This is a genomic window from Streptomyces sp. NPDC005805 (assembly GCF_040630445.1).
Lineage (GTDB): Bacteria > Actinomycetota > Actinomycetes > Streptomycetales > Streptomycetaceae > Streptomyces.
In genome coordinates, this window is record NZ_JBEXXN010000075.1 from 1 (window position 1) to 21,407 (window position 21,407).

Sequence of the window (21,407 nt, forward strand, 5' to 3'; positions counted from 1 at the left end):
GGGGCCGGACCGGGAGGGGCGTTCAGCCTCCCGGTCCGGCCCCGCTTCCGTGTGTCAGCCCACGGCGGCCTCGTACAGACTGAACGCCGCCAGCGCGAACATCAGCGCCGCCGCCACCTTGGTGATCAGCCGCAGCGGCACGTACTTCATCAGGGTGCGCCCGCCCAGGATGCCGATGGCCGCGACCGCCCAGAGCGCGAGCACCGCGCCGAGGCCGACGGAGACCGGGTCGTCGTAACGGGCGGCCAGGTTCGCGGTCATGATCTGCGTCAGATCGCCGAACTCCGCGACCAGGATGAGCATGAAGCCCGCCCCGGAGACCTTCCAGAAGGACTGGTCGGCCGGGGCCTTGACGCTCTCCTCGTCGCCGTCGTCCCTCTTCAGCAGCAGCATCAGCGCGCCCGCGAGGAAGAGCACGCCCACTACCGCCTGCACCAGCCGGTGCGGCAGCAGGGTGAGCACGCTTCCGGCCGCGATGGCGAGGGCGACGTGCACGGCGAAGGCGGCGGCGACCCCGGCGAAGACATAGGAGGCGCGGTAGCGGGTGCCGAGCATCAGACCGGCGAGCGCGGTCTTGTCGGGCAGTTCGGCGAGGAAGACGACGCCGAAGGTGATCGCCATGACGGTGAAGCTGATCATGGAAGGGTTTCCTCAATCGGTCGGGCGCGGCCCTGCCGAGAGTCCTGAGCGTTCCAGGGGTCGCTTCGGCACGGCAGCGCCATGAATGCATGCATGGACACTGCGGCCGAAGGTCTCGCTGGCGGGTGGCTGGGCCACCGCCTCCGGGCGCCGGCCGGGCACGAGGCCCGGCAGTATGTCGACGTTCCGGCGAAGAGCTACTCCCCTTCTGCGCCGTCCACCCTACGCGATCCCCTCGCCGTCCCGGCAGGGACCTTCGTCCCGCGCGGGCCGGCGCAGCAGTCCGCGGGCCACCAGCTCCAGCACCACGGCGACCGCGACGGCCTGCACCGCCATCAGGGCGACCAGCACGAAGAGCTGCACCGCCCCCGCCTCCACCGGTGACGCGCCGCCCAGCAGCATCCCCACGAAGGCCCCCGGCAGGGTGACCAGGCCCACGGTCCTGGTCTGGTCGAGCCCCGGGAGCAGGGCGTCCGAGGCGGGCGTCCGGGCGACCTCCAGGCGGGCGTCGCGTTCCGTCAGCCCGAGGGCGAGCCCGGCCTCGACCTCACCGCGCCGCTGCTCCAGTTCGTCCAGCGCCCGGCGGCCGGCGAGGACGGTCGCGGTGAGCGCCCCGCCGATGAGGATGCCGGTCACCGGGATCAGCGCGATGCCCCGCACCGGCACCAGCCCGGTGAGCAGCAGGGCGAGGACGACGGGCGCGACACCCGCCGCGATCGGGACCCCGGTCCACCACCAGCCGGGCCCCGGGGTGATGCGCCGCCCCGAGGTGCGCACGGCGACCGCATACATCAGGAACAGAAAGGCCAGGAGCAGCGGCACCGCGTCCACGACCCAGCCGATCACCAGGGAGACGGCGGCGAGTTGGACGGCGGCGCGCACTCCGGCGACCACGGTCCGGCGCGGCGGCCCGAGGTGCGCGAGGGCGACGACGGTCGCGGCGACCACGAGGAGGACGGCCAGTACGGCCCCGAGTGTCACGTTCACCGGCAGCAGCACGGCGCAACCCTACGCCGGTGAAGGCTTCGTGCCGGAGCGTCAGAACTCTTGATGTGACGTGCTCATGTCGTCACCCTGTTACCCGGCGCCCATCCCCGTGCAACCTCGCGCCGCCAGCATGGCCGTGCCCCCGGGCACCTCCCGCGCGGTCCCCACGCGCGGGAGAGGCCAGTTCTCCCCCACTTCCGAGGAGTTCGCATGATTCGTGTCTACGCGCGTCAATTCCGTCGTTCCGCCGTCTTCGCGACCGCCGCCGTCATCGGTGCCACCGGCCTGCTGGCCACGGCCCCCGCCGCCCAGGCCGCTCCGCCCACCCCCGTCAGCGCCGCCACCGCCCGCACCTACCTCGGCCAGCTGACCGTGGCGGCCGAGGGCTCCGGCAGCGGCTACAGCCGGGACCTCTTCCCGCACTGGATCACCCAGTCGGGGGCCTGCAACACCCGCGAGGTCGTCCTCAAGCGCGACGGCTCCAACGTGCAGCAGGACTCCGCCTGCGCGGCGGTCAGCGGCACGTGGTTCTCCCCGTACGACGGCGCCACCTGGTCCGCCGCGTCCGACGTGGACATCGACCATGTGGTGCCGCTGGCCGAGGCGTGGCGCTCCGGGGCCAACAGCTGGACCACGGCCAAGCGCCAGCAGTTCGCCAACGACCTCACCCGCCCGCAGCTCATCGCGGTCACCGACAACGTCAACCAGGCCAAGGGCGACAAGGACCCCGCCAAGTGGCTGCCGCCGACGACCTCCTACCGCTGTATGTACGCCCGGATGTGGGTGCACACCAAGCACTACTGGGCGCTGAAGGTGGACTCCGCCGAGAAGAGCGCCCTCCAGTCGATCCTGAACGGCTGCTGACCCTCCCGGGCGTCGGCGCTCCCCGGGCGGGCCCGGGGAGCGCCGACAGTCCCCGCCGGAACCGGGCACACGGACACGCGAGGAGGGCGGGGCGGAACGGTGTCGCCCCGCCCGCTCGTTCCGTACGGTACGACGCGAGGGAAGGGGACCGTGATGACCTCACTGCGCCTGGGCCCGCTGCTGCGCCAGGTCGACTGGGAGACCGGCACCACCGCCACCGTCTGGGTGGAGGCGGACCGCCCGTGCGCCGTGGAGGTCCGGTGCGAGAGGGGCGGCGGCTCCTGCGACACCTTCACGGTCGCCGGGCACCACTACGCCCTGGTCGTGGTCACCGGGCTCACCCCCGGCGCCGAGACGCCCTACGAGGTGCTGCTCGACGGCGACCGGGTGTGGCCCGAGCCCGACTCGCGCTATCCGCCGAGCACCATCCGCACCCCGGTCCCGGGCACCGACGACGCGGTCGTGGCCTTCGGCTCCTGCCGCTGGGCCGCGCCCGCGGCGGGCACCCACGACCCGGTCGGCCCGGACGTACTGGACGCCCTGGCCACCCACCTCGCCGCCGACCCCGGCGCCCGCCGCCCGGACGTCCTGCTCCTCCTCGGCGACCAGGTCTACGCGGACGAGACCTCCGAGGCCACCCGGCGGTGGATCGCCGGACACCGCGCGTCCCGCGGCACGGGCGCCGACGCCCCGCCCGACCAGGTCGCGGACTACGCCGAGTACACCCGGCTCTACGAGGAGTCCTGGCTCGACCCCGGGCTGCGCTGGCTGCTCTCGACCGTGCCGAGCTGCATGATCTTCGACGACCACGACGTCATCGACGACTGGAACACCAGCGAGGCGTGGCTCGCCGACATGCGCGCCACCCCCTGGTGGCAGGAGCGGATCATGGGCGGGCTGATGTCGTACTGGGTGCACCAGCACCTGGGGAACCTCTCCCCCGCCGAACTCGCCGCCGACGAGGTGTACGCGCGGGTGCGGGCGGCCGAGGACGGGACGGCGGCGCTGCGCGCCTTCGCCGAGCGGGCCGACGCCGACCCGGCCTCGGTCCGCTGGAGCTACCGCCGCGACTTCGGGCGCACCCGGGTGCTGATGGTGGACACCCGGGCGGCGCGCGTCCTGGACGAGCAGCAGCGGGAGATGCTCGACGCCGCCGAGGCCGACTGGCTGCGCCAACAGGCCCTGGACGCCCCCGAGGACATCGACCACCTGCTGATCGGCACCTCCCTGCCCTGGCTGCTGCCGCCGATGATCCACTTCACCGAGGCGTGGCACGCGGCACTCTGCCGGGGCGAACGCGGGGCCCGCTGGGCGCGGTTCGGGGAGAAGCTGCGCCGGGCGGCGGACCTGGAGCACTGGGCGGCCTTCCCCTCCTCCTTCGCGCGGCTGACCTCTCTCGTCGCCGAGGCGGGTGGCGGCGGCCCCCATGCCCCGGCCACGGTCTGTGTGCTCTCCGGTGACGTGCACCACGCCTATGTGGCCCGGCCCTGGTGGCCGGCGGGACGGCGCCCGTCGGCGCGGGTGTACCAGCTGACCTGCTCCCCGCTGCACAACTCGGTGCCCGCGGTGATGCGCGTCGGATTCCGCTTCGGCTGGAGCGAGTTCGCCCGGGGCATCGGCCATCTGCTGGCCCGGCACGGCCGGGTGGAGCGGCCGGACATCCGCTGGAAGCGCACCGGCGGGCCCTGGTTCGGCAATCAGTTGATGACCCTCGCCCTGCGCGGGCGGGTCGCGCGGCTGCGCCTGGAGCGGGCGGAGCGAGAGCAGGGCGGTGTCCGGATGGCGACGGTCCTGCACGAGGACCTCACTCCCGCCGAACCCGCTCCGGACAGGCCCTGACACCCCTCCGCCCGGCCCCGGCCGAGGGGCGGGAACCGGCCAAGACCTTTTTGTTGAACTTGCAAGTGTGAGTGAGGCACCCCTAACCTGTCGGCTCATCGGTTCCGTCCGTCCCCAACCGAAGGAGCCCCATGTCCGCCACGCCCCCCACCTCCCCGGGCCTGACCGAGCGGCTGAACGGCGCCCAGCCGTACGCCCTCGGCCTGTTCCGGATCGTCGTCGGCCTGCTCTTCCTCTGCCACGGCGCCGCCTCCCTCTTCGGCGTCCTCGGCGGCGCCCACGGCGGCGGCACCGTCGAGGCCGGCACCTGGCCCGGCTGGTACGCCGCGGTCATCCAACTCGTCGCGGGCGGCCTCGTGATGCTCGGCATAGGCACCCGCAGCGCCGCCTTCGTCGCCTCCGGCTCGATGGCGTACGCCTACTTCAAGGTCCACCAGCCCGAGGCGCTGTTCCCGCTGGAGAACAGCGGCGAGGCGTCCGCGATGTTCTGCTGGGCGTTCCTGCTGCTGGTGTTCACCGGCCCCGGCGCCCTGGCGCTGGACGGGCTGTTCCGCGGCCGCGTCACGGCCGCCGAGAGCACCCGCAAGGAGCCGGAGCAGACCCCGGCCACCGTCTGATCCGGCCGCCCCGCGCGAACCGTGTGCCCGGTCCCCATCGGCGGAGGGGACCGGGCACACGGGCGTTTCCGGCCACCGGGCGCCCACCCGCCCGTACGGCTGTTCCCCGCATCCGCGTCCATCCGCGACATCCCGCACCCCTGCGGAACCCGGACCCGCGCGCCCGCGTACGCTGTACGACACTCCGGCGCCCTGGCCGCACCGCGCGGCCGGCACAGGTCCTAGCCGCCGGAACGGGGAGAGCCTGGTGCTGGAGACGCTGGGGGCGCTGACCGGCAGCCCTTGGATCTACGCCGTCGTGGCCCTGTCCGTCCTGCTCGACGTCTTCCTGCCCGTCCTCCCCAGCGGCGTCCTCGTGATCACCGCGGCGACCGCGGCGGCGGCCGGGACCACCGCGAACGGCGACGTCCGCACCGAAGTCCCCTCCCTCCTCGTGCTGCTGCTCTGCGCGGCCACCGCCTCCGTCCTCGGGGACCTCGTCGCCTACCGGCTCGCCTGGCGCGGCGGGGCCCGCTTCGACCGGGCCCTGGCCCGGTCCCGGCGGCTCACCAAGGCGCAGGAACGTCTCGGCGCGGCCCTCAGCCGGGGCGGCGGCGCCCTGGTCGTGGTGGCCCGGTTCGCCCCCGCCGGACGCTCGGTGGTCTCCCTCGGCGCGGGCGCGGCCCGGCGCACCGTCCGCGAGTTCCTGCCCTGGTCGGCACTGGCCGGGCTGGTGTGGGCGGCCTACAGCGTGGGCCTCGGCTGGTTCGGCGGCCAGTGGCTCGGCGCGAGCTGGGTCGGCGCGGCGGTCTCCGTCCTCGCGCTGGTCGCCGCAGGGCTCCTCGCCGCCTACGTCATGCGGCGTCCGGCGCGGACCCCCGCCGCGTAGCGCCCCGCACCTCCAAATCCTCCAGGAGTCTGCGGGTGGCCTCGGTGATCTCCGCCACCGCGCGGTCGAAGACCTCGCGGTTGTGCGCGGCGGGGGCGCGGAAGCCGGAGACCTTGCGCACGTACTGCAGGGCGGCGGCGCGCATGTCCTCCTCGGTGGCCTCCTCGGGGAGGACGGGCGGGCGAAGGGTCTTGATGCTGCGGCACATGCCTCCCAGTGTGCCGCGCACCACTGACAGCGGGCGACCGCCCGCCCGACCGGCCCGTTAGAGTGCGGCGACCGCCCCTGACCACCTGCCCGAGGACCCGCCCCGTGACGCCCGCACCACCGCCTTCCGCCCCCACCCCCGCCGTGACCGTCGTCGGGATCGGGGCCGACGGCTGGCCCGGGCTCTCCCCCGCCGCCCGGGACGCGCTCCTCGGCGCCGAGGTCCTGGTCGGCGGCCCCCGCCAGCTCGCCCTGCTGCCGCCCGAGTGCCCCGGCGCGCGCGTGCCCTGGCCCAGCCCGCTGCGGCCCGCCGTCCCCCGCCTCCTCGCCGAGCACGCCGGACGCCGGATCGCGGTCCTCGCCAGCGGGGACCCCATGTTCTACGGCATCGGCCGCGCCCTCACCGAGGAACTCGGCCCCGAGGCGCTGCGCGTCCTGCCGCACCCCTCCGCCCTCTCCCACGCCTGCGCGCGCCTTGGCTGGGCCGTCGAGGACACCGAGGTCGTCAGCCTCGTCGGCCGCCCCACCGCCCGCCTCGCCGCCGCCCTCCACCACGGCCGCCGGGTCCTCGTCCTCAGCGCGGGCGCCGCCACCCCGGCCGAGGTCGCGGCCCTGCTGCGGGACCGGGGCTTCGGGCCCACCCGGATACGCGTCCTCGAACAGCTCGGCGGCCCCGCCGAGCACGTCCGCGACGGGCTTGCCGCCACCTGGGACGAGCCCCCCGGCGACCCGCTGAACACCCTCGCCCTCGACTGCCGCCGCGACCCCGCGGCCCCCCGCCTCTCCGCCGCCCCCGGCCTGCCCGACGACGCCTACGAGCACGACGGCCAGCTCACCAAGCGCCATGTCCGCGCCGCCACCCTCGCCGCCCTCGCCCCCGCGCCCGGCGAACTCCTCTGGGACGTCGGCGGCGGCTCCGGTTCCGTCGCCGTCGAGTGGCTGCGCGTCCACCGCGACTGCCGGGCCGTCTCCGTGGAACGCGACCCCGCCCGCGCGGCCCGGATCACCCGCAACGCGGACACCCTCGGCGTCCCCGGCCTGCGCGTGGTCACCGGGGCCGCGCCCGGCGCCCTCACCGGACTCCCGCGCCCCGACGCGGTGTTCATCGGCGGCGGCCTCACCGCGCCCGGTCTCCTGGACGCCTGCTGGGACGCCCTCCCGCCGGGCGGCCGGCTCGTCGCCAACACGGTCACCCTGGAGTCCGAGGCCCTCCTCGCCACCTGGCACCGCGCCCACGGCGGCGAGCTGACCCGCCTCGCGGTCGCCCACGCCGTCCCCGTCGGCGGCTTCACCGGCTGGCGCCAGGCCATGCCCGTCACCCAGTGGTCCGTCACCAAGTCTGGAGAGCAGTCATGACCGTGTACTTCATCGGCGCGGGCCCCGGGGCGGCCGACCTCATCACCCTCCGGGGCGCGCGCACCCTCGCGGCCTGCGGTGTCTGCCTGTACGCGGGGTCCCTCGTGCCCCGGGAACTCCTCGCCGAATGCCCGCCGGACGCGCGCCTGGTCGACACAGCGAACCTCGACCTGGACGCGATCACCGCCGAACTGGTCCGCGCGCACGAGGCGGGCCACGACGTGGCCCGCCTCCACTCCGGCGACCCGGCCGTCTTCAGCGCCGTCGCCGAACAGATGCGGCGGCTGGACGCGGCGGGCATCCCGTACGAAGTCGTCCCGGGCGTCCCCGCGTTCGCCGCGGCGGCCGCCGCGCTCAAGCGGGAACTGACCGTCCCCACGGTCGGCCAGACCGTCATCCTGACCCGCGTCGCCCAGCAGGCCACCCCGATGCCCGACGGCGAGGACCTGGCCACCCTGGGCCGCAGCGGCGCCCTCCTCGTCCTCCACCTCGCGGCCCGCTACGCGGACCGGGTCGTCGACGAACTCCTCCCCCACTACGGGGCGGACTGCCCGGCGGCCGTCGTCGCGATGGCCAGCCGCCCGGACGAACTCGTCCTGCGCGGCACCCTCGGGGACATCGCGTCACAGCTCAAGGCGGCGGGCATCACCCGCACCGCGGTCATCCTCGTCGGCCGCACCCTGGCCGCCACCCAGTTCCCCGACAGCCACCTCTACTCCCCCGACCGAGCCCGTCCGTAGGAGGTGTCCGGCGACCCGCGCCCCTCCCCGTGTCACCGGCCCCGCGCGTAGCCGACCCCGCCCCCCGACCTCGGCCATCGGCCGGCCGTTGCCCGTGCCCCCTCCCGCGCGTAGCAGCGCAGCTCAGCCATGGTGGGGAGGCCGGGGCCGTGCAGGGGTCGTGTACGGGACGTGCGGCGTGGCCCGGAAGCCGGGTGGGCAGGCCGCGCGTCCCGTGCATGAGCCCCGGAGGGGCCACGGGACCAGCGTCCCGGACCGGGCCCCGCACAAGCAACGCCCCCGCAGAAGCGCCCCGCAGGGCTACCGCACCGACGACCGCCCCACCACGACCCCCGCCCGGTCCACGCACACCACGTCCACCGCCACCGGCGCGCCCCGCAGCACCTCCAACGCCCGGTCCCGCGCCTCCGCCGCGACCAGGTCCCCCAGCGGCACCCCCGCCGCCTCGCACAACCGCAGCGCCGCCAGCCCCGTGTTCGCCCCGGCGACCGCCGCCACCAGCTCCTCGTCCGCCCCGCCCGTCCGCGCCAGCTCCGCCAGGAACCCCTTGTCCACCTGCGACCGCGCCGAGTGCAGGTCCAGATGCCCCGCCGCCAGCTTCGACAGTTTCGCGAACCCCCCGCACACCGTGAGCCGTTCGACCGGATGCCGGCGCACGTACTTGAGGACCGCGCCCGCGAAGTCCCCCATGTCCAGGAGCGCGTCCTCCGGCAGCCCGTACAGCGCGACCACCGTCTTCTCCGACGTGGACCCCGTGCACCCCGCCACATGCGTCCGCCCCGCCGCACGCGCCACATCCACCCCGCGCCGGATGGAGTCGATCCACGCCGAGCAGGAGTACGGCACCACGATCCCGGTCGTGCCCAGCACGGACAGCCCGCCGAGGATGCCCAGCCGGGGGTTCCACGTGGACCGGGCGATCTCCTCGCCGTGGTCGACGGAGACGGTGATCTCCACGTCCCCGCCGCCCCCGTAACGCTCCGCCACCCGCGCGACATGCGCGCGCATCATCTCCCGGGGCACCGGGTTGATCGCGGGCTCGCCCACGTCCAGCGGCAGCCCCGGCCGGGTCACCGTGCCCACGCCCGGACCGGCGCGGAAGACCACCCCCGACCCGGCGGGCAGCACCCGTACCGTCGCCCGGACCAGCGCGCCGTGGGTGACGTCCGGGTCGTCGCCCGCGTCCTTCACCACCCCGGCCATGGCCACCGCCCCGGCGCCCTCCCCGCCCCCGCCCGCACCCCCCGCGTCCAGGGACTCCACCGCGAGCGCGAACGCCGGGGTCTGCCCCTTCGGCAGCGTGATGGTCACCGGGTCCGGGAACTCCCCGGTCAGCAGGGCCGTGTACGCGGCCGTGGTCGCGGCCGTCGCGCAGGCCCCGGTCGTCCAGCCGGGCCGCAACCCGGTGTGCTTGAGTTGGGCGTCCCGCCCGGACGCCGACGCCCCCGACGCCGGGCCCGCACCGGACACCGCCCCCGCCTCACCCATGGACGAACCCCATGCCGCTACCACCCACCGGCCCACACGCCCGCCCCGCCCGCCGCCCCGGCCACACCGCCCACGTACTCGTCCTCGGCGGCACCACCGAGGGCCGCCGCGTCGCCGAACTGCTGCACGCAGACGGCGTGCGCGTCACCAGCAGCCTCGCCGGCCGGGTCGCCGCGCCCCGGACCCCGCCCGGCGAGGTCCGGATCGGCGGCTTCGGCGGCCCCGCCGGCCTCACGCGCTGGCTGCGCGCGCACGCGGTGGACGCGGTCATCGACGCCACCCATCCCTTCGCCCGTGCGATCAGTTTCCACGCGGCCGTGGCCGCCGCCGACGCCCATGTTCCCCTGCTGGCCCTGCGCCGGCCCGGCTGGGCACCGGTGGCGGGCGACGACTGGCACCCGGTCGGCTCCCTCGACGAGGCCGCCGGGACCGCCCGCGCCCTCGGCGAGCGGGTGTTCCTGACCACCGGCCGGATGGGGCTCGCCGCGTTCGCCGACGTCACGGACGCCTGGTTCCTGGTCCGTTCCGTCGACCCGCCCGAGGGCCCGTGCCCGCCGCGCCTGGAGGTGCTGCTGGACCGGGGGCCGTTCACCCTCGACGGGGAACGCGAGTTGCTGCGCCGCCACCGGATCGAGGTCCTGGTCACCAAGGACAGCGGCGGCGCGGCGACCGCGCCCAAGCTGACGGCCGCGCGGGAGGCGGGCGTCCCCGTGGTGGTCGTCCGCCGCCCGCCGGTCCCGGAGGGCGTCCTCGCGGCGGCCACCCCGGAGGAGGCCGCCGCCTGGGCCCGGTCCCTGTGACGGCTCCCGGCTACTCCGGGTACCGGCGGGGCGTCCAGACGATCTCCCGCCCCCCGGACCCGGCCCCGCCGCTCCAGCCCCGCCGCACCATCCGCGTCTGCGAGGAGCCGACCAGCAGGATCGTCCGCATGTCGACCTGCGCCGGGTCGAGTTCGGCGAGGCGCACGATCCGCACGCTCTCCTCCGGCCCGCCCACGTCCCGGCCGAGCACCACCGGCGTGTCCGGCGCCCGGTGCTCCAGCAGCAGTTCGCGCGCCTTGCCGACCTGCCAGGTACGGCTGCGCGAGCCGGGGTTGTAGAGCGCGAGCACCAGGTCCGCCGCCGCCGCCGCGCGCAGCCGCTCCGCGATGACCTCCCACGGCTTGAGCCGGTCGGAGAGCGAGAGGACCGCGTAGTCGTGGCCGAGCGGCGCACCCGCCTTCGCGGCGGCGGCGTTCGCGGCGGTGACACCGGGCAGGACGCGGACGGGCACGTCCGTGTACCGCTCCTCCGAGGCGACCTCCAGCACGGCCGTGGCCATGGCGAACACCCCGGGGTCGCCGCCGGACACGACCGCGACGCGGCGGCCCCGGCGGGCCAGGTCGAGGGCGAACTCGGCGCGTTCGGACTCGACCTTGTTGTCCGAGCCGTGCCGGATCTGCCCGGGGCGCACCGGGACCCGGTCCAGATAAGTGGTGTAGCCGACGAGTTCGTCCGCGTCGGCGAGGGCCCGCCGGGTCTCGGGGGTGAGCCAGAGCGGCCCGGCCGGCCCGGTCCCGACGACCACGACCTCACCGGGCGCCTGCCCGTCGCGCGGGACGGCGCCGGGGCCTGGGTGGGCGGTCCGGTTCGCGATCCGGCTCGGCACCACCGCGACGGAGAAGTACGGCACGCTCTCCGGGTCGATGTCCGCGAGCGCGCCCGTGCGTTCACCGCTCATGGTGGCGCGCTCCACGTACCGGGCCTCGGCCAGCCGGCCCGAGGTCTCCAGCGCGCGGCGGACGGCCGGGAAGGTGCGGCCGAGCTTCATCACCACCGCGGAGTCGGTCGCGGCGAGGCGCGCGGTCAGCTCGTCCTCCGGCAGGGTGCCGGGGATGACGGTGAGGACCTCCTCCGCCTCGCAGAGCGGGGTGCCGAGCCGGGCGGCGGAGGCGCTGATCGAGGTGACGCCGGGGATGACCTCGGTGGGGTAGCGGTGCGCGAGCCGCTTGTGCATGTGCTGGTAGGAGCCGTAGAAGAACGGGTCGCCCTCGGCGAGGACGGCGACCGTGCGGCCCGCGTCGAGGTGCGCGGCGAGCCGGGCGGCGGCCTCCTCGTAGAAGTCGTCGAGCGCGCCCCGGTAGCCGCCGGGGTGGTCGGTGGTCTCGACGGTGATCGGGTACATCAGGCGCTCCTCGATCTGCTCGGGGCGCAGATGCGGGGCGGCGATGGACCGGGCGATGGAACGTCCGTGGCGCGCGCAGTGGTACGCGACGACGTCGGCCTCGGCGATGGCCCGGGCGGCCCGCAGGGTCATCAGCTCGGGGTCGCCGGGGCCGAGCCCGACACCGTAGAGCCGCCCGGTGCGGGGGGCCGTCCCGGGCGCGCTGCCCGACGCGGCGGCGTCACGCGGTCCGGAGGCGTCACGCGGTCCGGAGGCGTCACCCGATCCGGGCATGGAACCCGATCCGGGCATGGAACCCGATCCGGGCGCGGAACCCGGCGCTCCGCCGGGCACGGACGCGGCGGACGTGGTGGACGTGGTGGACGTGGTGGACGTGGTGGACGTGGTGGACGTGGTGGTCCCGTCGGTGGTCCCGTCGGTGGTCCCGTCGATGCTCATTCCGCCTCGCTCGCGATCGCGTTGACCGCCGCCGCCGCCATCGCACTGCCGCCCCGGCGCCCGCGCACCACCAGGTGCTCCAGGCCGAGCGGAGACGCGGCGAGCGCATCCTTGGACTCGGCCGCGCCGATGAAGCCGACCGGAGCGCCGATCACCGCGGCCGGCCGGGGCGCGCCCTCGGCGATCATCTCCAGGAGCCGGAACAGCGCGGTGGGCGCGTTGCCGACGGCGACGACCGAGCCCTCCAGCCGGTCGCGCCACAGCTCCAGCGCGGCGGCGGACCGGGTGGTGCCGAGCTTCTCGGCGAGCGCGGGCACGGACGGGTCGGAGAGCGTGCAGACCACGTCGTTGTCGGCGGGCAGTCGCTTGCGGGTGACGCCGCTGGCGACCATCTGCGCGTCGCACAGGATCGGGGCGCCCGCGCGCAGGGCCTCGCGGGCCCGCAGGACGACCCCCGGCGAGTACGCGAGGTCGCGCACGAGGTCGACCATGCCGCAGGCGTGGATCATCCGGACCGCCACCTGCGACACCTCGGCGGGCAGGCCGGTCAGGTCCGCCTCGGCGCGGATCGTGGCAAAGGACTGGCGGTAGATCTCCGCCCCGTCCTTCTCGTACTCGAACACGGTGCTCTCGCTCACTTCGTCGTCGCTACTCGGGGAGGGGGCTGAGGGGGTGCGCGCGGTCGCCACCGGACGGGCCGGACGGGCCGCCACCGGACGGGTCCCCGCCGGGCGGGCCGGGAACGTGCGGGCCCGGACCGGGCCCGCCACCACCCCCGGCGGCAGCCGGCACCGCCGCGAGCGCGCCCGCCAGCGCGTCGAGCCCGAGGCCCGCCCCGCCGGGACCGGGGACGCCGTGCACGGCCAGGTCGTACTGTCCGTCGCCGGTCGCGACGACGTCCGCCCACGCCCCGCGCGGGTGGCCGCAGCGGCGGGCGCAGCCGGAGAGGTACACAGGAAGGCCACCACCCGGTCCCTGGGCCGCGCCCAGGAGCCGCGTCACGCCCACGAGTTCGGCGGCGTCGGCCCGTACGTCGGAGAGCGCCTTGCCGCAGCCGGGCCGCCCGGTGCACGCGCCGACGCCCCGCCAGGGGGACGCCGGGTCGGTGACGAGTCCGGCGACGGCGAGCGCGGCGAGGCGGTCGGCGGGGACGCCGGGCAGGACCACACCGCGCCAGGGCGTGACGCGGAGTTCCCCCGTCCCCTGGCGCTCGGCGGTCCGGGCGAGCAGCCGCCACTGCGCGCTGGTGAGGCGTCCCAGGGGCGCGAGCACACACCCGTACGCCCCCGGAACCGGAACCGGCCCCTGACCGGGCACGGCGGCCACCGGCAGCACCGGCGCCGCCTCCGCCCGTATCCCCGCCTGCGCGGCCCGCGCGGCCAGCGCCTCCCCCGAGGGGCCCTGCGCGGGCGGGAGTTCACGCACCCGCCAGGCACCGGTCCCGCTCGCGTCCACCGCGTCGAGAAACGCCTCCGCCGCGACGATCATCATGCGCGGCCCGTCCGGCGCGGCCACCCGCACGCCCGACGGCTCCCCGGCCCGCACGACCACCCCGGGGGCGCCCCCGGCGGCGGCCCCCGCCCGCTCTGCGATCAACGTCACATCCGCGGCGAGGTCCGCCATGTCCCCGCGCCCGTCGTCGAGGGCGAAGAGGAAGCGCCCGGACAGCGCCGTCGCCCGCGCGCTCGCGCACAGCTCGGCGTCCAGGGCGCGGGCGAGGGGCTGTACGTCCAGGTGCCCTCGGCCGTCGAGCCCGGAGAGCGGGGAGGCGACGATGTTGCGGACGCGTTCGTGGCCGGGCGCGGGCAGCAGGCCCACCGTGTCGAGCAGCGCGGCCAACTCCCCGCCGCAGGAGGCCCCGAGGCCCCGCAGCTGGAGGTTGCCGCGGGAGGTGATGTCGAGTGCGCCGTCGCCGAGCCGGTCCGCCGCGTCCGCGAGGGCGTACGCCTGGCGCGCGTCGAGGACCCCGGCGGGGACGCGTATCCGGGCCAGCGCGCCGTCGTCCGCCGTGTGCAGCCGCAGCGCCCCGGGGCAGGCGTCGCCCCGGTCCCGTGCGGGCGCTCCCCCGGCCGGGGCGGGCGCGTCGCCACGGTCCCGGTGGTCCCGACCGGGTGTTTCGTCCCGGTTCAGGCGGTTGACGGGGGGCGGAGGCATGGCGGCGAGCATACCGACCCTCACACAAGGCGCCCTGCTCCGGAGGACGTGACGGCCCTTACTATGCTCAGCGGCGGACCACACGGTCCGTCACCGCCGATGACGGCGTCAGGGGAGGAAGCCCGGTGCGATTCCGGCGCGGTCCCGCCACTGTGAGCCCGGCAGTCGCGCAGCACGCGCGGCCCGCCGGGTGAGCCAGGAACTCCCGCCGTCCTCCACCGCCCGGGGCGCGGAAACCCCGAGGAAGGCCAGCTGTCGCATGACGCTCCCGTCCCAGGACACCACGCAGCCCACCACCCCGGAGACCGGCCCGCAGCCGACCTCGCAGAGCGGCGACCCGCAGCCCGCCACCCGCATCCTGCTCCTGTCGACCTCCGACACCGACCTGCTCAGCGCCCGCGCGGCCGGCGGCCCGGTCTCGTACCGCTACGCGAACCCGTCCCGGCTCCCGCTCGACGACCTGCCCGGCCTGCTGGAGGGCAGCGACCTCGTCGTGGTGCGCCTCCTCGGCGGGCTGCGCGCCTGGCAGGAGGGGATCGACCAACTCCTCGCGCAGGACCGCCCGGTCGTCGTCCTGACCGGCGAACAGGCCCCGGACGCCCAGCTCATGGAGACGTCCACCGTCCCCATCGGCATCGCCGCCGAGGCGCACGCCTACCTCGCGCACGGCGGCCCGGCCAACCTGGAGCAGCTGGCCCGCTTCCTCGCCGACACCGTGCTGCTCACCGGCCACGGCTTCGAGCCGCCGGCCGCCGCGCCCTCGTGGGGCGGGCTGGAGCGCCCGGTGCGCCGGGAGAACCCGGACGGCCCGCTGGTCGCCGTCCTCTACTACCGCGCGCACCACATGAGCGGCAACACCGCCTTCGTGGACGCCCTGTGCACTGCCGTCGAGGAGGCGGGCGCCCGCGCGCTGCCGCTGTACGTGGCCTCCCTGCGCGCCCCCGAGGACGAGCTGCTGGAGCGGCTGCGCGGCGCGGACGCCCTGGTGACCACGGTCCTCGCGGCCGGCGGCACCCGCCCGGCGGACGCCTCCGCGGGCGGCGACGACGAGTCCTGGGACGCGGGCGCGCTCGCCTCCCTCGACGTCCCGGTCCTCCAGGCGCTCTGCCTGACCAGCCCGCGCGCCGTGTGGGAGGAGAACGACGAGGGCCTCTCCCCGCTGGACGCGGCGACCCAGGTCGCGGTGCCCGAGTTCGACGGGCGGCTGATCACGGTGCCGTTCTCGTTCAAGGAGATCGACGCGGACGGCCTGCCCGCCTATGTCCCGGACCCGGAGCGGGCCGCCCGGGTCGCCGGGATCGCGGTCCGGCACGCCCGGCTGCGGCACATCGCGAACGCGGAGAAGCGGATCGCCCTGGTCCTGTCCGCGTACCCGACGAAGCACTCCCGGATCGGCAACGCGGTCGGCCTGGACACCCCGGCCTCGGCGGTGGCGCTGCTGCGCCGGCTGCGGGCGGAGGGCTACGACTTCGGCCCGGCCGAGGAGATCCCGGGCCTGGTGTCGGGGGACGGCGACGAGCTGATCCGGGCCCTGATCGAGGCGGGCGGCCACGACCAGGACTGGCTGACCGAGGAGCAGTTGGCCCGCAACCCGGTCCGTATCCCGGCCGCCGACTACCGGCGCTGGTTCGCGACGCTGCCGGCGGAGCTGCGGGAGGCGGTGGAGGAGCACTGGGGGCCCGCGCCGGGCGAGATGTTCCTGGACCGCTCCCGCAACCCGGAGGGCGACATCGTCCTCGCGGCCCTGCGGCGCGGGAACCTGCTGGTCGTCATCCAGCCGCCGCGCGGCTTCGGCGAGAACCCGATCGCGATCTACCACGACCCCGATCTGCCGCCCTCGCACCACTATCTGGCGGCCTACCGCTGGATCGCGGCGCGCGCGGACGACGGCGGTTTCGGCGCGGACGCCATGATCCACCTGGGCAAGCACGGCAACCTGGAGTGGCTGCCGGGCAAGAACGCGGGCCTGTCGGCGGCCTGCGCCCCGGACGCGGCGCTGGGCGATCTGCCGCTGGTGTACCCGTTCCTGGTCAACGACCCGGGCGAGGGCACCCAGGCCAAGCGCCGGGTGCACGCCACCCTGGTGGACCACCTGGTGCCGCCGATGGCCCGGGCCGACTCGTACGGCGACATCGCGCGCCTGGAGCAACTCCTCGACGAGTACGCGCAGATCAGCGCCATGGACCCGGCGAAGCTGCCCGCGATCCGGGCGCAGATCTGGACGCTGATCCAGGCGGCGAAGCTGGACCACGACCTGGGCCTGGCGGACCGGCCGGACGACGACGGCTTCGACGACTTCCTGCTGCACGTCGACGGCTGGCTGTGCGAGGTCAAGGACGCGCAGATCCGGGACGGCCTGCATGTCCTGGGCGGCGCGCCGACCGGGCCGGAGCGGGTCAACCTGGTGCTGTCGATCCTGCGGGCGCGGCAGATCTGGGGCGGCACGGCCGCGCTGCCGGGGCTGCGCGAGGCCCTCGGCCTGGACGAGTCGGCGGCCACCCGGCGCTCGGCCGACGAGGCCGAGGCGAAGGCGCGCGAACTGGTCGAGATGATGGAGGCGGCGGGCTGGGACCCGGCGGCGGTGCCCTCGGAGCACGGCGAGGACGTGGCGGCCGTGCTGCGGTTCGCGGCGGCCGAGGTGGTGCCCCGGCTGGGCCGGACGACCGATGAACTCTCGCACGCGGTGCACGCGCTGAACGGCGGCTTCGTGCCGGCCGGCCCGTCCGGCTCGCCGCTGCGCGGTCTGGTCAACGTGCTGCCGACGGGACGCAACTTCTACTCGGTCGACCCGAAGGCGGTGCCCTCGCGGCTGGCCTGGGAGACGGGCCAGGCACTCGCGGACTCGCTCCTCACCCGCTACCGGGAGGACAACGGCGACTGGCCGGTCTCGGTCGGCCTGTCGCTGTGGGGCACGAGTGCGATGCGCACGGCGGGCGACGACATCGCCGAGGCGCTGGCCCTGCTGGGCATCCGGCCGGTGTGGGACGACGCCTCGCGCCGGGTGAACGGTCTGGAGGCCATCCCGCTGGAGGAACTGGGCCGGCCGCGCATCGATGTGACGCTGCGGATCTCGGGCTTCTTCCGGGACGCGTTCCCGCACACCATCGGGCTGCTGGACGACGCGGTCCGCCTCGCGGCCTCCCTGGACGAGCCGGCGGAACGGAACCACGTCCGCGCCCACGCCCAGGCCGACCTGGCCGAGCACGGCGACGAACGCCGCGCCACCACCCGCATCTTCGGCTCCCGGCCGGGTACTTATGGGGCGGGGCTGCTCCAGCTGATCGACTCCCGCGACTGGCGCACCGACGCGGACCTGGCCGAGGTGTACACGGTGTGGGGCGGCTACGCGTACGGGCGCGGTCTGGACGGCCGGGCGGCGCGCGAGGAGATGGAGACCGCGTACAAGCGGATCGCGGTGGCCGCGAAGAACACGGACACCCGTGAGCACGACATCGCGGACTCGGACGACTACTTCCAGTACCACGGCGGCATGGTGGCGACGGTGCGCGCGCTGCGGGGCACGGCCCCCGAGGCGTACATCGGCGACTCCACCCGCCCGGAGACGGTCCGCACCCGCACCCTGGTGGAGGAGACCTCCCGGGTCTTCCGCGCCCGCGTGGTCAACCCCCGCTGGATCGAGGCGATGCGCCGCCACGGCTACAAGGGCGCGTTCGAGCTGGCGGCGACGGTGGACTACCTCTTCGGCTACGACGCCACGACGGGTGTCGTCGCCGACTGGATGTACGACAAGCTGACCGAGACCTACGTCCTCGACCCGGAGAACCGCGCCTTCCTCCAGGAGGCCAACCCCTGGGCCCTGCACGGCATCGCCGAACGCCTCCTGGAGGCCGAATCCCGCGGCATGTGGGAAAAGCCCGACCCGGCCACGCTGGCGGCCCTGCGCCAGGTCTACCTGGAGACGGAAGGCGACCTGGAGTCCGACGACGCGTGACCGGCCCTCCGGGGCGCGCCCCGCTCCGGCCGGGGCGGGGAACGCGGCCGCCCGGGCGCGGGCGGGGCGGGGTGCGCGGCCGCCCGGGCGCGGGCGGCCTCCGGCCCGGGCGGGGGCCGGGTCGGCCCCGGCCCGGCTCCTGCGCCGATGCCCGGGCAGGTCCGGCCCCGTCACGCTCGTCAGCTCAGCGCCTGGACCGCGTACAGCGTGCCGACGCCGCAGGCGAGCGCGCCCAGCAGGAGTCTCAGGCCCTTCTCCGGCAGCAGGGGCTGGAGATGGGCGCCGAGGTAGCCTCCGACGAGGCCGCCGAGACCGCATGCCAGGCCGAGGAGCCATTCCGGGCCGACCGTGCCCGGGGTGACGAGGGCCAGCAGCGCGTAGGTGCAGGCGCCCACGGCCGAGGTCACGAAGGTGCAGGCGAGCGCGGCGGGCGCGACCCGGGCGACGGGCATCCCCCGCCCCACCAGGATCGGCCCGAGGAGCGAGCCCCCGCCGATGCCGTACACCCCGCCGACGACCCCGACCGCGGCCGCGAGCACGGTCGTGGCCCGCGCGGACAGCCCGGCGGCCGGTCCCCGCGCGCCCGGAGGCGGGCCGTCACGGGGCGGGCGGACCGTGCGGACGCAGAGCCACACCCCCAGCGGCAGCAGCAACCCCGCGACGATCAGCCGGAACACCTCGGGCCCGGGCACCACGAACACCCGGACCGCCGCGCCCGCGACGACTCCCGGCACCGCCCCGAGCATCAGCAACCGGGTCAGCGTCCCACCGAGCCGGCCGGCCCGGTGGTGCCGGAACAGCGCACCCGGGCCCGCGACCACGTTGAACAGCAGGTTCGTCGGGGTGACCGCAGGGCTCGGCACACCGAGGACACTGACCTGGACGGGCAGCAGGAACACCGCTCCCGAGACCCCGGCCGGGGCCGTGGCGACGGAGATCAGCAGCCCCGCGCCGAACCCGGTCAGCGCGGAGTCCCACGTCACCACCGGCTCCTCCTTCGCGCGGCGCGAAGCCCTCAGCGCGCCCTCCCGGCACCGTCGTTCATGCTCCCATGGCACAAGATCCTTTCGTTACGGGCATGTTGACCTCGTATGAAACGGTGATCAACACTCGCGACTGGTCTAGATTTGGTCACCCCGGCTGAAGCATCGCCCTGAAGGAGCTTTCGTGTCCGACCACGACCCCCAGCTCGCCGCCGCCGAGATACGCGCACGGATCGACACGAGCAAGCCGCACTCCGCCCGCTTCTGGAACTACTTCGTGGGCGGCAAGGACAACTACCAGGTCGACCGCGACACCGGCGATCACATCAAGCAGATCTTCCCGGGCCTGGTCGACGTCGCCCGCACGAGCCGCCTCTTCCTCGGACGCGCGGTGCGCCACCTGGCGCACGAGCAGGGCATCCGCCAGTTCCTGGACATCGGCACCGGCCTGCCGACCGCCGACAACACCCACGAGGTGGCCCAGCGCGCCGCCCCGGACTCGCGCATCGTCTACGTCGACAACGACCCCATGGTGCTGGCCCACGCCCGCGCCCTGCTGACGAGCACGCCCGAGGGCGACACGGCGTACCTGGACGCGGACCTGTACGAGCCGGAGAAGATCCTGGAGGCGGCCCGGTCCACCCTCGACCTGGACCGGCCCGTCGCCCTGATGATCCTCAACACCCTGGGCCACGTGGCCGACTACGACCAGGCGCGCGACCTGATCAACCGGCTGATGGCGGGCCTGCCGTCCGGAAGCCACCTGGTCGTCAGCGACAGCACGGCGACGAGCGAGGGCATGATCGCCGCGTCCAACGCGTACAACCAGAGCGGCGCCGTCCCCTACTACGTGCGCAGCGTGGCCGAGATAGGAGGCTTCTTCGACGGCCTGGACCTCGCGGCCCCGGGCGTCGTCCAGGTGACGGCCTGGCGCCCCGAGGAGGACGCCGAGCACGCCGAGGACACCGCCCCGGCGGTGGACGCGTACTGCGGCGTGGCCCGCAAGCCGTGACCCGCTGAGCACCAGCACCCGCACCCGCCCCGGGGGCCGTCGGCGCTCCGCCGTGACGGCGGCCCCCGTCACGGCTCCCGGACCGCCACCCCGCGCCGGGGCAGGGTCAGCGCGCGACGAACTGCGTGAGTATCGCCTGCACTTCGTAGATGTCGACGCCCTTGGTGAAGGTCTTCTCGACCGGCACGGAGCTGCCCGATATCCAGATCTTCAGCTCGGCGTCCAGATCGAAGGTGCCGGCCGTCTCCACGGCGAAGTGCGTGATGCTCCGGTACGGGATCGAGTGGTACTCGACCTTGCGCCCCGTCACCCCCTGCTTGTCCACCAGCAGCAGCCTGCGGTCGGTGAACAGGATGGTGTCGCGGATGAGCTGGAAGGCCGCCTGCACCTGCTCGCCGTGCCCGAACAGCCGCTGGTACTCCTGCTGCGCCTGCGCCGGATTGACGGTGTGCGCGTTACCGAAAAGTCCCATGATTCCCCCTGGTTACCGCTGTGACTGCCTCCCACCGTGTGCGGCACCGGCCCACTGCCGCCGCCTCGTCACGGTGATCCCACAGCGTCCAACGCGCGGCCCCACGGGAATGGTTCCCCGGGCACCTCACCCGCCGGCAATCCACCGACGCCGTCCGCTCCGTGCAGCACCGTCACCCCCGCGGCCCGCAGCGTCTCCAGCGAGCGCGCGAACTGCGGGTGCCGTGCGAGGCCCCCGTTCACACACGGCAGCGCCACCGCCGGCGTCCCGTTCCCGATCGCCTCGGCGGCCACCCCCACCACGAACGACGAGGTCAGCCCGAGCGCCCAGGCGTTGAGGCTGTTGAACGTGACGGGCGCGAACAGCACCACGTCCGGGTCCGGCCACACGTCCGGCTCCCCCGGCTGCTTGTACCAGGCCCGGACCGGACGCCCGGTCAGCGCCGCGAGCCCGTCGATACTGCTCTCCACCCAGCGCGCCGCACTCGGCGTCAGCCCGAGACACACGTCCCACCCCCGCGCCTGGGCGTGCTCGATCACCCCGGCCACGTCGAACACGGGCGGCGCGGCGGAGCAGAACAGATACAGGGTCCTCGTCATACGACCCATCCGATCACACGGACACACGC

Annotated in this window: 20 protein-coding genes and 1 riboswitch; of the genes, 10 read left to right on the top strand and 10 right to left on the bottom strand. The window is 75.3% G+C overall.

The annotated features are described in order from the left end of the window. Positions 1-54: 54 nt before the first annotated feature. A complete protein-coding gene (locus tag ABZ457_RS28185; protein ID WP_359163015.1) occupies positions 55-639 on the bottom strand; it encodes a TMEM165/GDT1 family protein in 585 nt (194 codons plus the stop codon). A 222-nt stretch (positions 640-861) separates the two neighbouring features. Continuing rightward, positions 862-1,638 carry an ABC transporter permease gene (locus tag ABZ457_RS28190; RefSeq protein ID WP_359163018.1) on the bottom strand — a complete coding sequence of 259 codons (777 nt, stop codon included), beginning with the start codon at positions 1,636-1,638 and terminating at the stop codon, positions 862-864. Positions 1,639-1,836: 198 nt separating this feature from the next. On the opposite strand from ABZ457_RS28190, the gene ABZ457_RS28195 reads away from it, so the two are divergent. The 4 genes from ABZ457_RS28195 (at position 1,837) to ABZ457_RS28210 (ending at position 5,814) form a co-directional block, all read left to right on the top strand. Then, on the top strand, positions 1,837-2,490 hold the full coding sequence (locus tag ABZ457_RS28195) for an HNH endonuclease family protein (RefSeq protein ID WP_359163021.1): 654 nt from the start codon (positions 1,837-1,839) through the stop codon (positions 2,488-2,490). 153 nt (positions 2,491-2,643) lie between these two features. Continuing rightward, positions 2,644-4,329, top strand: a complete 1,686-nt coding sequence (locus ABZ457_RS28200; RefSeq protein WP_359163024.1) for an alkaline phosphatase D family protein — start codon at positions 2,644-2,646, stop codon at positions 4,327-4,329. A gap of 161 nt (positions 4,330-4,490) precedes the next feature. Then, complete coding sequence (locus ABZ457_RS28205) at positions 4,491-4,946, top strand: DoxX family protein (RefSeq protein ID WP_359163095.1); 456 nt, start codon at positions 4,491-4,493, stop codon at positions 4,944-4,946. 247 nt (positions 4,947-5,193) lie between these two features. Next, complete coding sequence (locus ABZ457_RS28210) at positions 5,194-5,814, top strand: VTT domain-containing protein (RefSeq protein ID WP_359163027.1); 621 nt, start codon at positions 5,194-5,196, stop codon at positions 5,812-5,814. On the opposite strand, the gene ABZ457_RS28215 is transcribed toward ABZ457_RS28210, so the two are convergent. Beyond that, a complete protein-coding gene (locus ABZ457_RS28215) occupies positions 5,780-6,022 on the bottom strand; it encodes a DUF2277 domain-containing protein (RefSeq protein WP_359163030.1) in 243 nt (80 codons plus the stop codon). The genes ABZ457_RS28210 and ABZ457_RS28215 overlap by 35 nt on opposite strands. Positions 6,023-6,126: 104 nt before the next feature. Here ABZ457_RS28215 and cbiE point away from each other — a divergent pair, with 104 nt between their 5' ends. Next, positions 6,127-7,377 (top strand): precorrin-6y C5,15-methyltransferase (decarboxylating) subunit CbiE, encoded by a 1,251-nt coding sequence (gene cbiE, locus ABZ457_RS28220; protein WP_359163033.1) that lies wholly within the window; start codon positions 6,127-6,129, stop codon positions 7,375-7,377. Continuing rightward, positions 7,374-8,117: a precorrin-4 C(11)-methyltransferase gene (gene cobM / locus ABZ457_RS28225; RefSeq protein WP_359163036.1), complete on the top strand. Its 744-nt coding sequence runs from the start codon at positions 7,374-7,376 to the stop codon at positions 8,115-8,117. The genes cbiE and cobM overlap by 4 nt, the downstream gene beginning before the upstream one ends. Positions 8,118-8,417: 300 nt before the next feature. On the opposite strand, the gene ABZ457_RS28230 is transcribed toward cobM, so the two are convergent. After that, positions 8,418-9,605: a cobalt-precorrin-5B (C(1))-methyltransferase gene (locus tag ABZ457_RS28230; RefSeq protein WP_359163039.1), complete on the bottom strand. Its 1,188-nt coding sequence runs from the start codon at positions 9,603-9,605 to the stop codon at positions 8,418-8,420. An 11-nt stretch (positions 9,606-9,616) separates the two neighbouring features. On the opposite strand from ABZ457_RS28230, the gene ABZ457_RS28235 reads away from it, so the two are divergent. Next, positions 9,617-10,405 carry a cobalt-precorrin-6A reductase gene (locus ABZ457_RS28235; RefSeq protein WP_359163042.1) on the top strand — a complete coding sequence of 263 codons (789 nt, stop codon included), beginning with the start codon at positions 9,617-9,619 and terminating at the stop codon, positions 10,403-10,405. A 10-nt stretch (positions 10,406-10,415) separates the two neighbouring features. Here the strand turns inward: ABZ457_RS28235 and ABZ457_RS28240 are convergent, their stop codons facing one another. After that, a complete protein-coding gene (locus tag ABZ457_RS28240; protein WP_359163045.1) occupies positions 10,416-12,041 on the bottom strand; it encodes a precorrin-2 C(20)-methyltransferase in 1,626 nt (541 codons plus the stop codon). Positions 12,042-12,057: 16 nt separating this feature from the next. Between ABZ457_RS28240 and ABZ457_RS28245 the strand changes: the two genes are divergently transcribed. Further along, on the top strand, positions 12,058-12,231 hold the full coding sequence (locus ABZ457_RS28245; protein ID WP_359163048.1) for a hypothetical protein: 174 nt from the start codon (positions 12,058-12,060) through the stop codon (positions 12,229-12,231). Here ABZ457_RS28245 and ABZ457_RS28250 read toward each other — a convergent pair. Next, positions 12,203-12,844 carry a precorrin-8X methylmutase gene (locus tag ABZ457_RS28250; protein ID WP_359163051.1) on the bottom strand — a complete coding sequence of 214 codons (642 nt, stop codon included), beginning with the start codon at positions 12,842-12,844 and terminating at the stop codon, positions 12,203-12,205. The genes ABZ457_RS28245 and ABZ457_RS28250 overlap by 29 nt on opposite strands. 10 nt (positions 12,845-12,854) lie before the next feature. Further along, entirely contained in the window at positions 12,855-14,360 is a 1,506-nt protein-coding gene (gene cobG / locus ABZ457_RS28255) for a precorrin-3B synthase (protein ID WP_359163054.1), read from the bottom strand. Between the two features lie 114 nt (positions 14,361-14,474). Next, a riboswitch (cobalamin riboswitch) is annotated at positions 14,475-14,565 on the top strand. Between the two features lie 54 nt (positions 14,566-14,619). Here cobG and cobN point away from each other — a divergent pair. Further along, a complete protein-coding gene (gene cobN / locus ABZ457_RS28260; RefSeq protein WP_359163057.1) occupies positions 14,620-18,312 on the top strand; it encodes a cobaltochelatase subunit CobN in 3,693 nt (1,230 codons plus the stop codon). 179 nt (positions 18,313-18,491) lie between these two features. Here cobN and ABZ457_RS28265 read toward each other — a convergent pair whose 3' ends face one another. Beyond that, positions 18,492-19,295, bottom strand: a complete 804-nt coding sequence (locus ABZ457_RS28265; RefSeq protein WP_359163060.1) for a sulfite exporter TauE/SafE family protein — start codon at positions 19,293-19,295, stop codon at positions 18,492-18,494. 184 nt (positions 19,296-19,479) lie between these two features. Between ABZ457_RS28265 and ABZ457_RS28270 the strand changes: the two genes are divergently transcribed. Then, positions 19,480-20,307 carry an SAM-dependent methyltransferase gene (locus ABZ457_RS28270; RefSeq protein ID WP_359163063.1) on the top strand — a complete coding sequence of 276 codons (828 nt, stop codon included), beginning with the start codon at positions 19,480-19,482 and terminating at the stop codon, positions 20,305-20,307. Positions 20,308-20,413: 106 nt separating this feature from the next. On the opposite strand, the gene ABZ457_RS28275 is transcribed toward ABZ457_RS28270, so the two are convergent. Both ABZ457_RS28275 and ABZ457_RS28280 read right to left on the bottom strand, forming a co-directional pair. Beyond that, on the bottom strand, positions 20,414-20,779 hold the full coding sequence (locus ABZ457_RS28275; RefSeq protein WP_359163067.1) for a PH domain-containing protein: 366 nt from the start codon (positions 20,777-20,779) through the stop codon (positions 20,414-20,416). 68 nt (positions 20,780-20,847) lie between these two features. Continuing rightward, positions 20,848-21,378: a flavoprotein gene (locus tag ABZ457_RS28280; protein WP_359163070.1), complete on the bottom strand. Its 531-nt coding sequence runs from the start codon at positions 21,376-21,378 to the stop codon at positions 20,848-20,850. Positions 21,379-21,407: the final 29 nt, after the last annotated feature.

Excerpts from the sequence above, each read along its gene's own strand:
- ABZ457_RS28185 (WP_359163015.1), bottom strand. The coding sequence starts at position 639 with ATGATCAGCTTCACCGTCATGGCGATCACCTTCGGCGTCGTCTTCCTC.
- ABZ457_RS28195 (WP_359163021.1), top strand. The coding sequence starts at position 1,837 with ATGATTCGTGTCTACGCGCGTCAATTCCGTCGTTCCGCCGTCTTCGCG.
- ABZ457_RS28200 (WP_359163024.1), top strand. The coding sequence starts at position 2,644 with ATGACCTCACTGCGCCTGGGCCCGCTGCTGCGCCAGGTCGACTGGGAG.
- ABZ457_RS28215 (WP_359163030.1), bottom strand. The coding sequence starts at position 6,022 with ATGTGCCGCAGCATCAAGACCCTTCGCCCGCCCGTCCTCCCCGAGGAG.
- cobM (WP_359163036.1), top strand. The coding sequence starts at position 7,374 with ATGACCGTGTACTTCATCGGCGCGGGCCCCGGGGCGGCCGACCTCATC.
- ABZ457_RS28230 (WP_359163039.1), bottom strand. The coding sequence starts at position 9,605 with ATGGGTGAGGCGGGGGCGGTGTCCGGTGCGGGCCCGGCGTCGGGGGCG.
- ABZ457_RS28235 (WP_359163042.1), top strand. The coding sequence starts at position 9,617 with ATGCCGCTACCACCCACCGGCCCACACGCCCGCCCCGCCCGCCGCCCC.
- ABZ457_RS28240 (WP_359163045.1), bottom strand. The coding sequence starts at position 12,041 with ATGCCCGGATCGGGTGACGCCTCCGGACCGCGTGACGCCTCCGGACCG.
- ABZ457_RS28245 (WP_359163048.1), top strand. The coding sequence starts at position 12,058 with ATGGAACCCGATCCGGGCGCGGAACCCGGCGCTCCGCCGGGCACGGAC.
- cobG (WP_359163054.1), bottom strand. The coding sequence starts at position 14,360 with ATGCCTCCGCCCCCCGTCAACCGCCTGAACCGGGACGAAACACCCGGT.
- cobN (WP_359163057.1), top strand. The coding sequence starts at position 14,620 with ATGACGCTCCCGTCCCAGGACACCACGCAGCCCACCACCCCGGAGACC.
- ABZ457_RS28275 (WP_359163067.1), bottom strand. The coding sequence starts at position 20,779 with ATGGGACTTTTCGGTAACGCGCACACCGTCAATCCGGCGCAGGCGCAG.
- ABZ457_RS28280 (WP_359163070.1), bottom strand. The coding sequence starts at position 21,378 with ATGACGAGGACCCTGTATCTGTTCTGCTCCGCCGCGCCGCCCGTGTTC.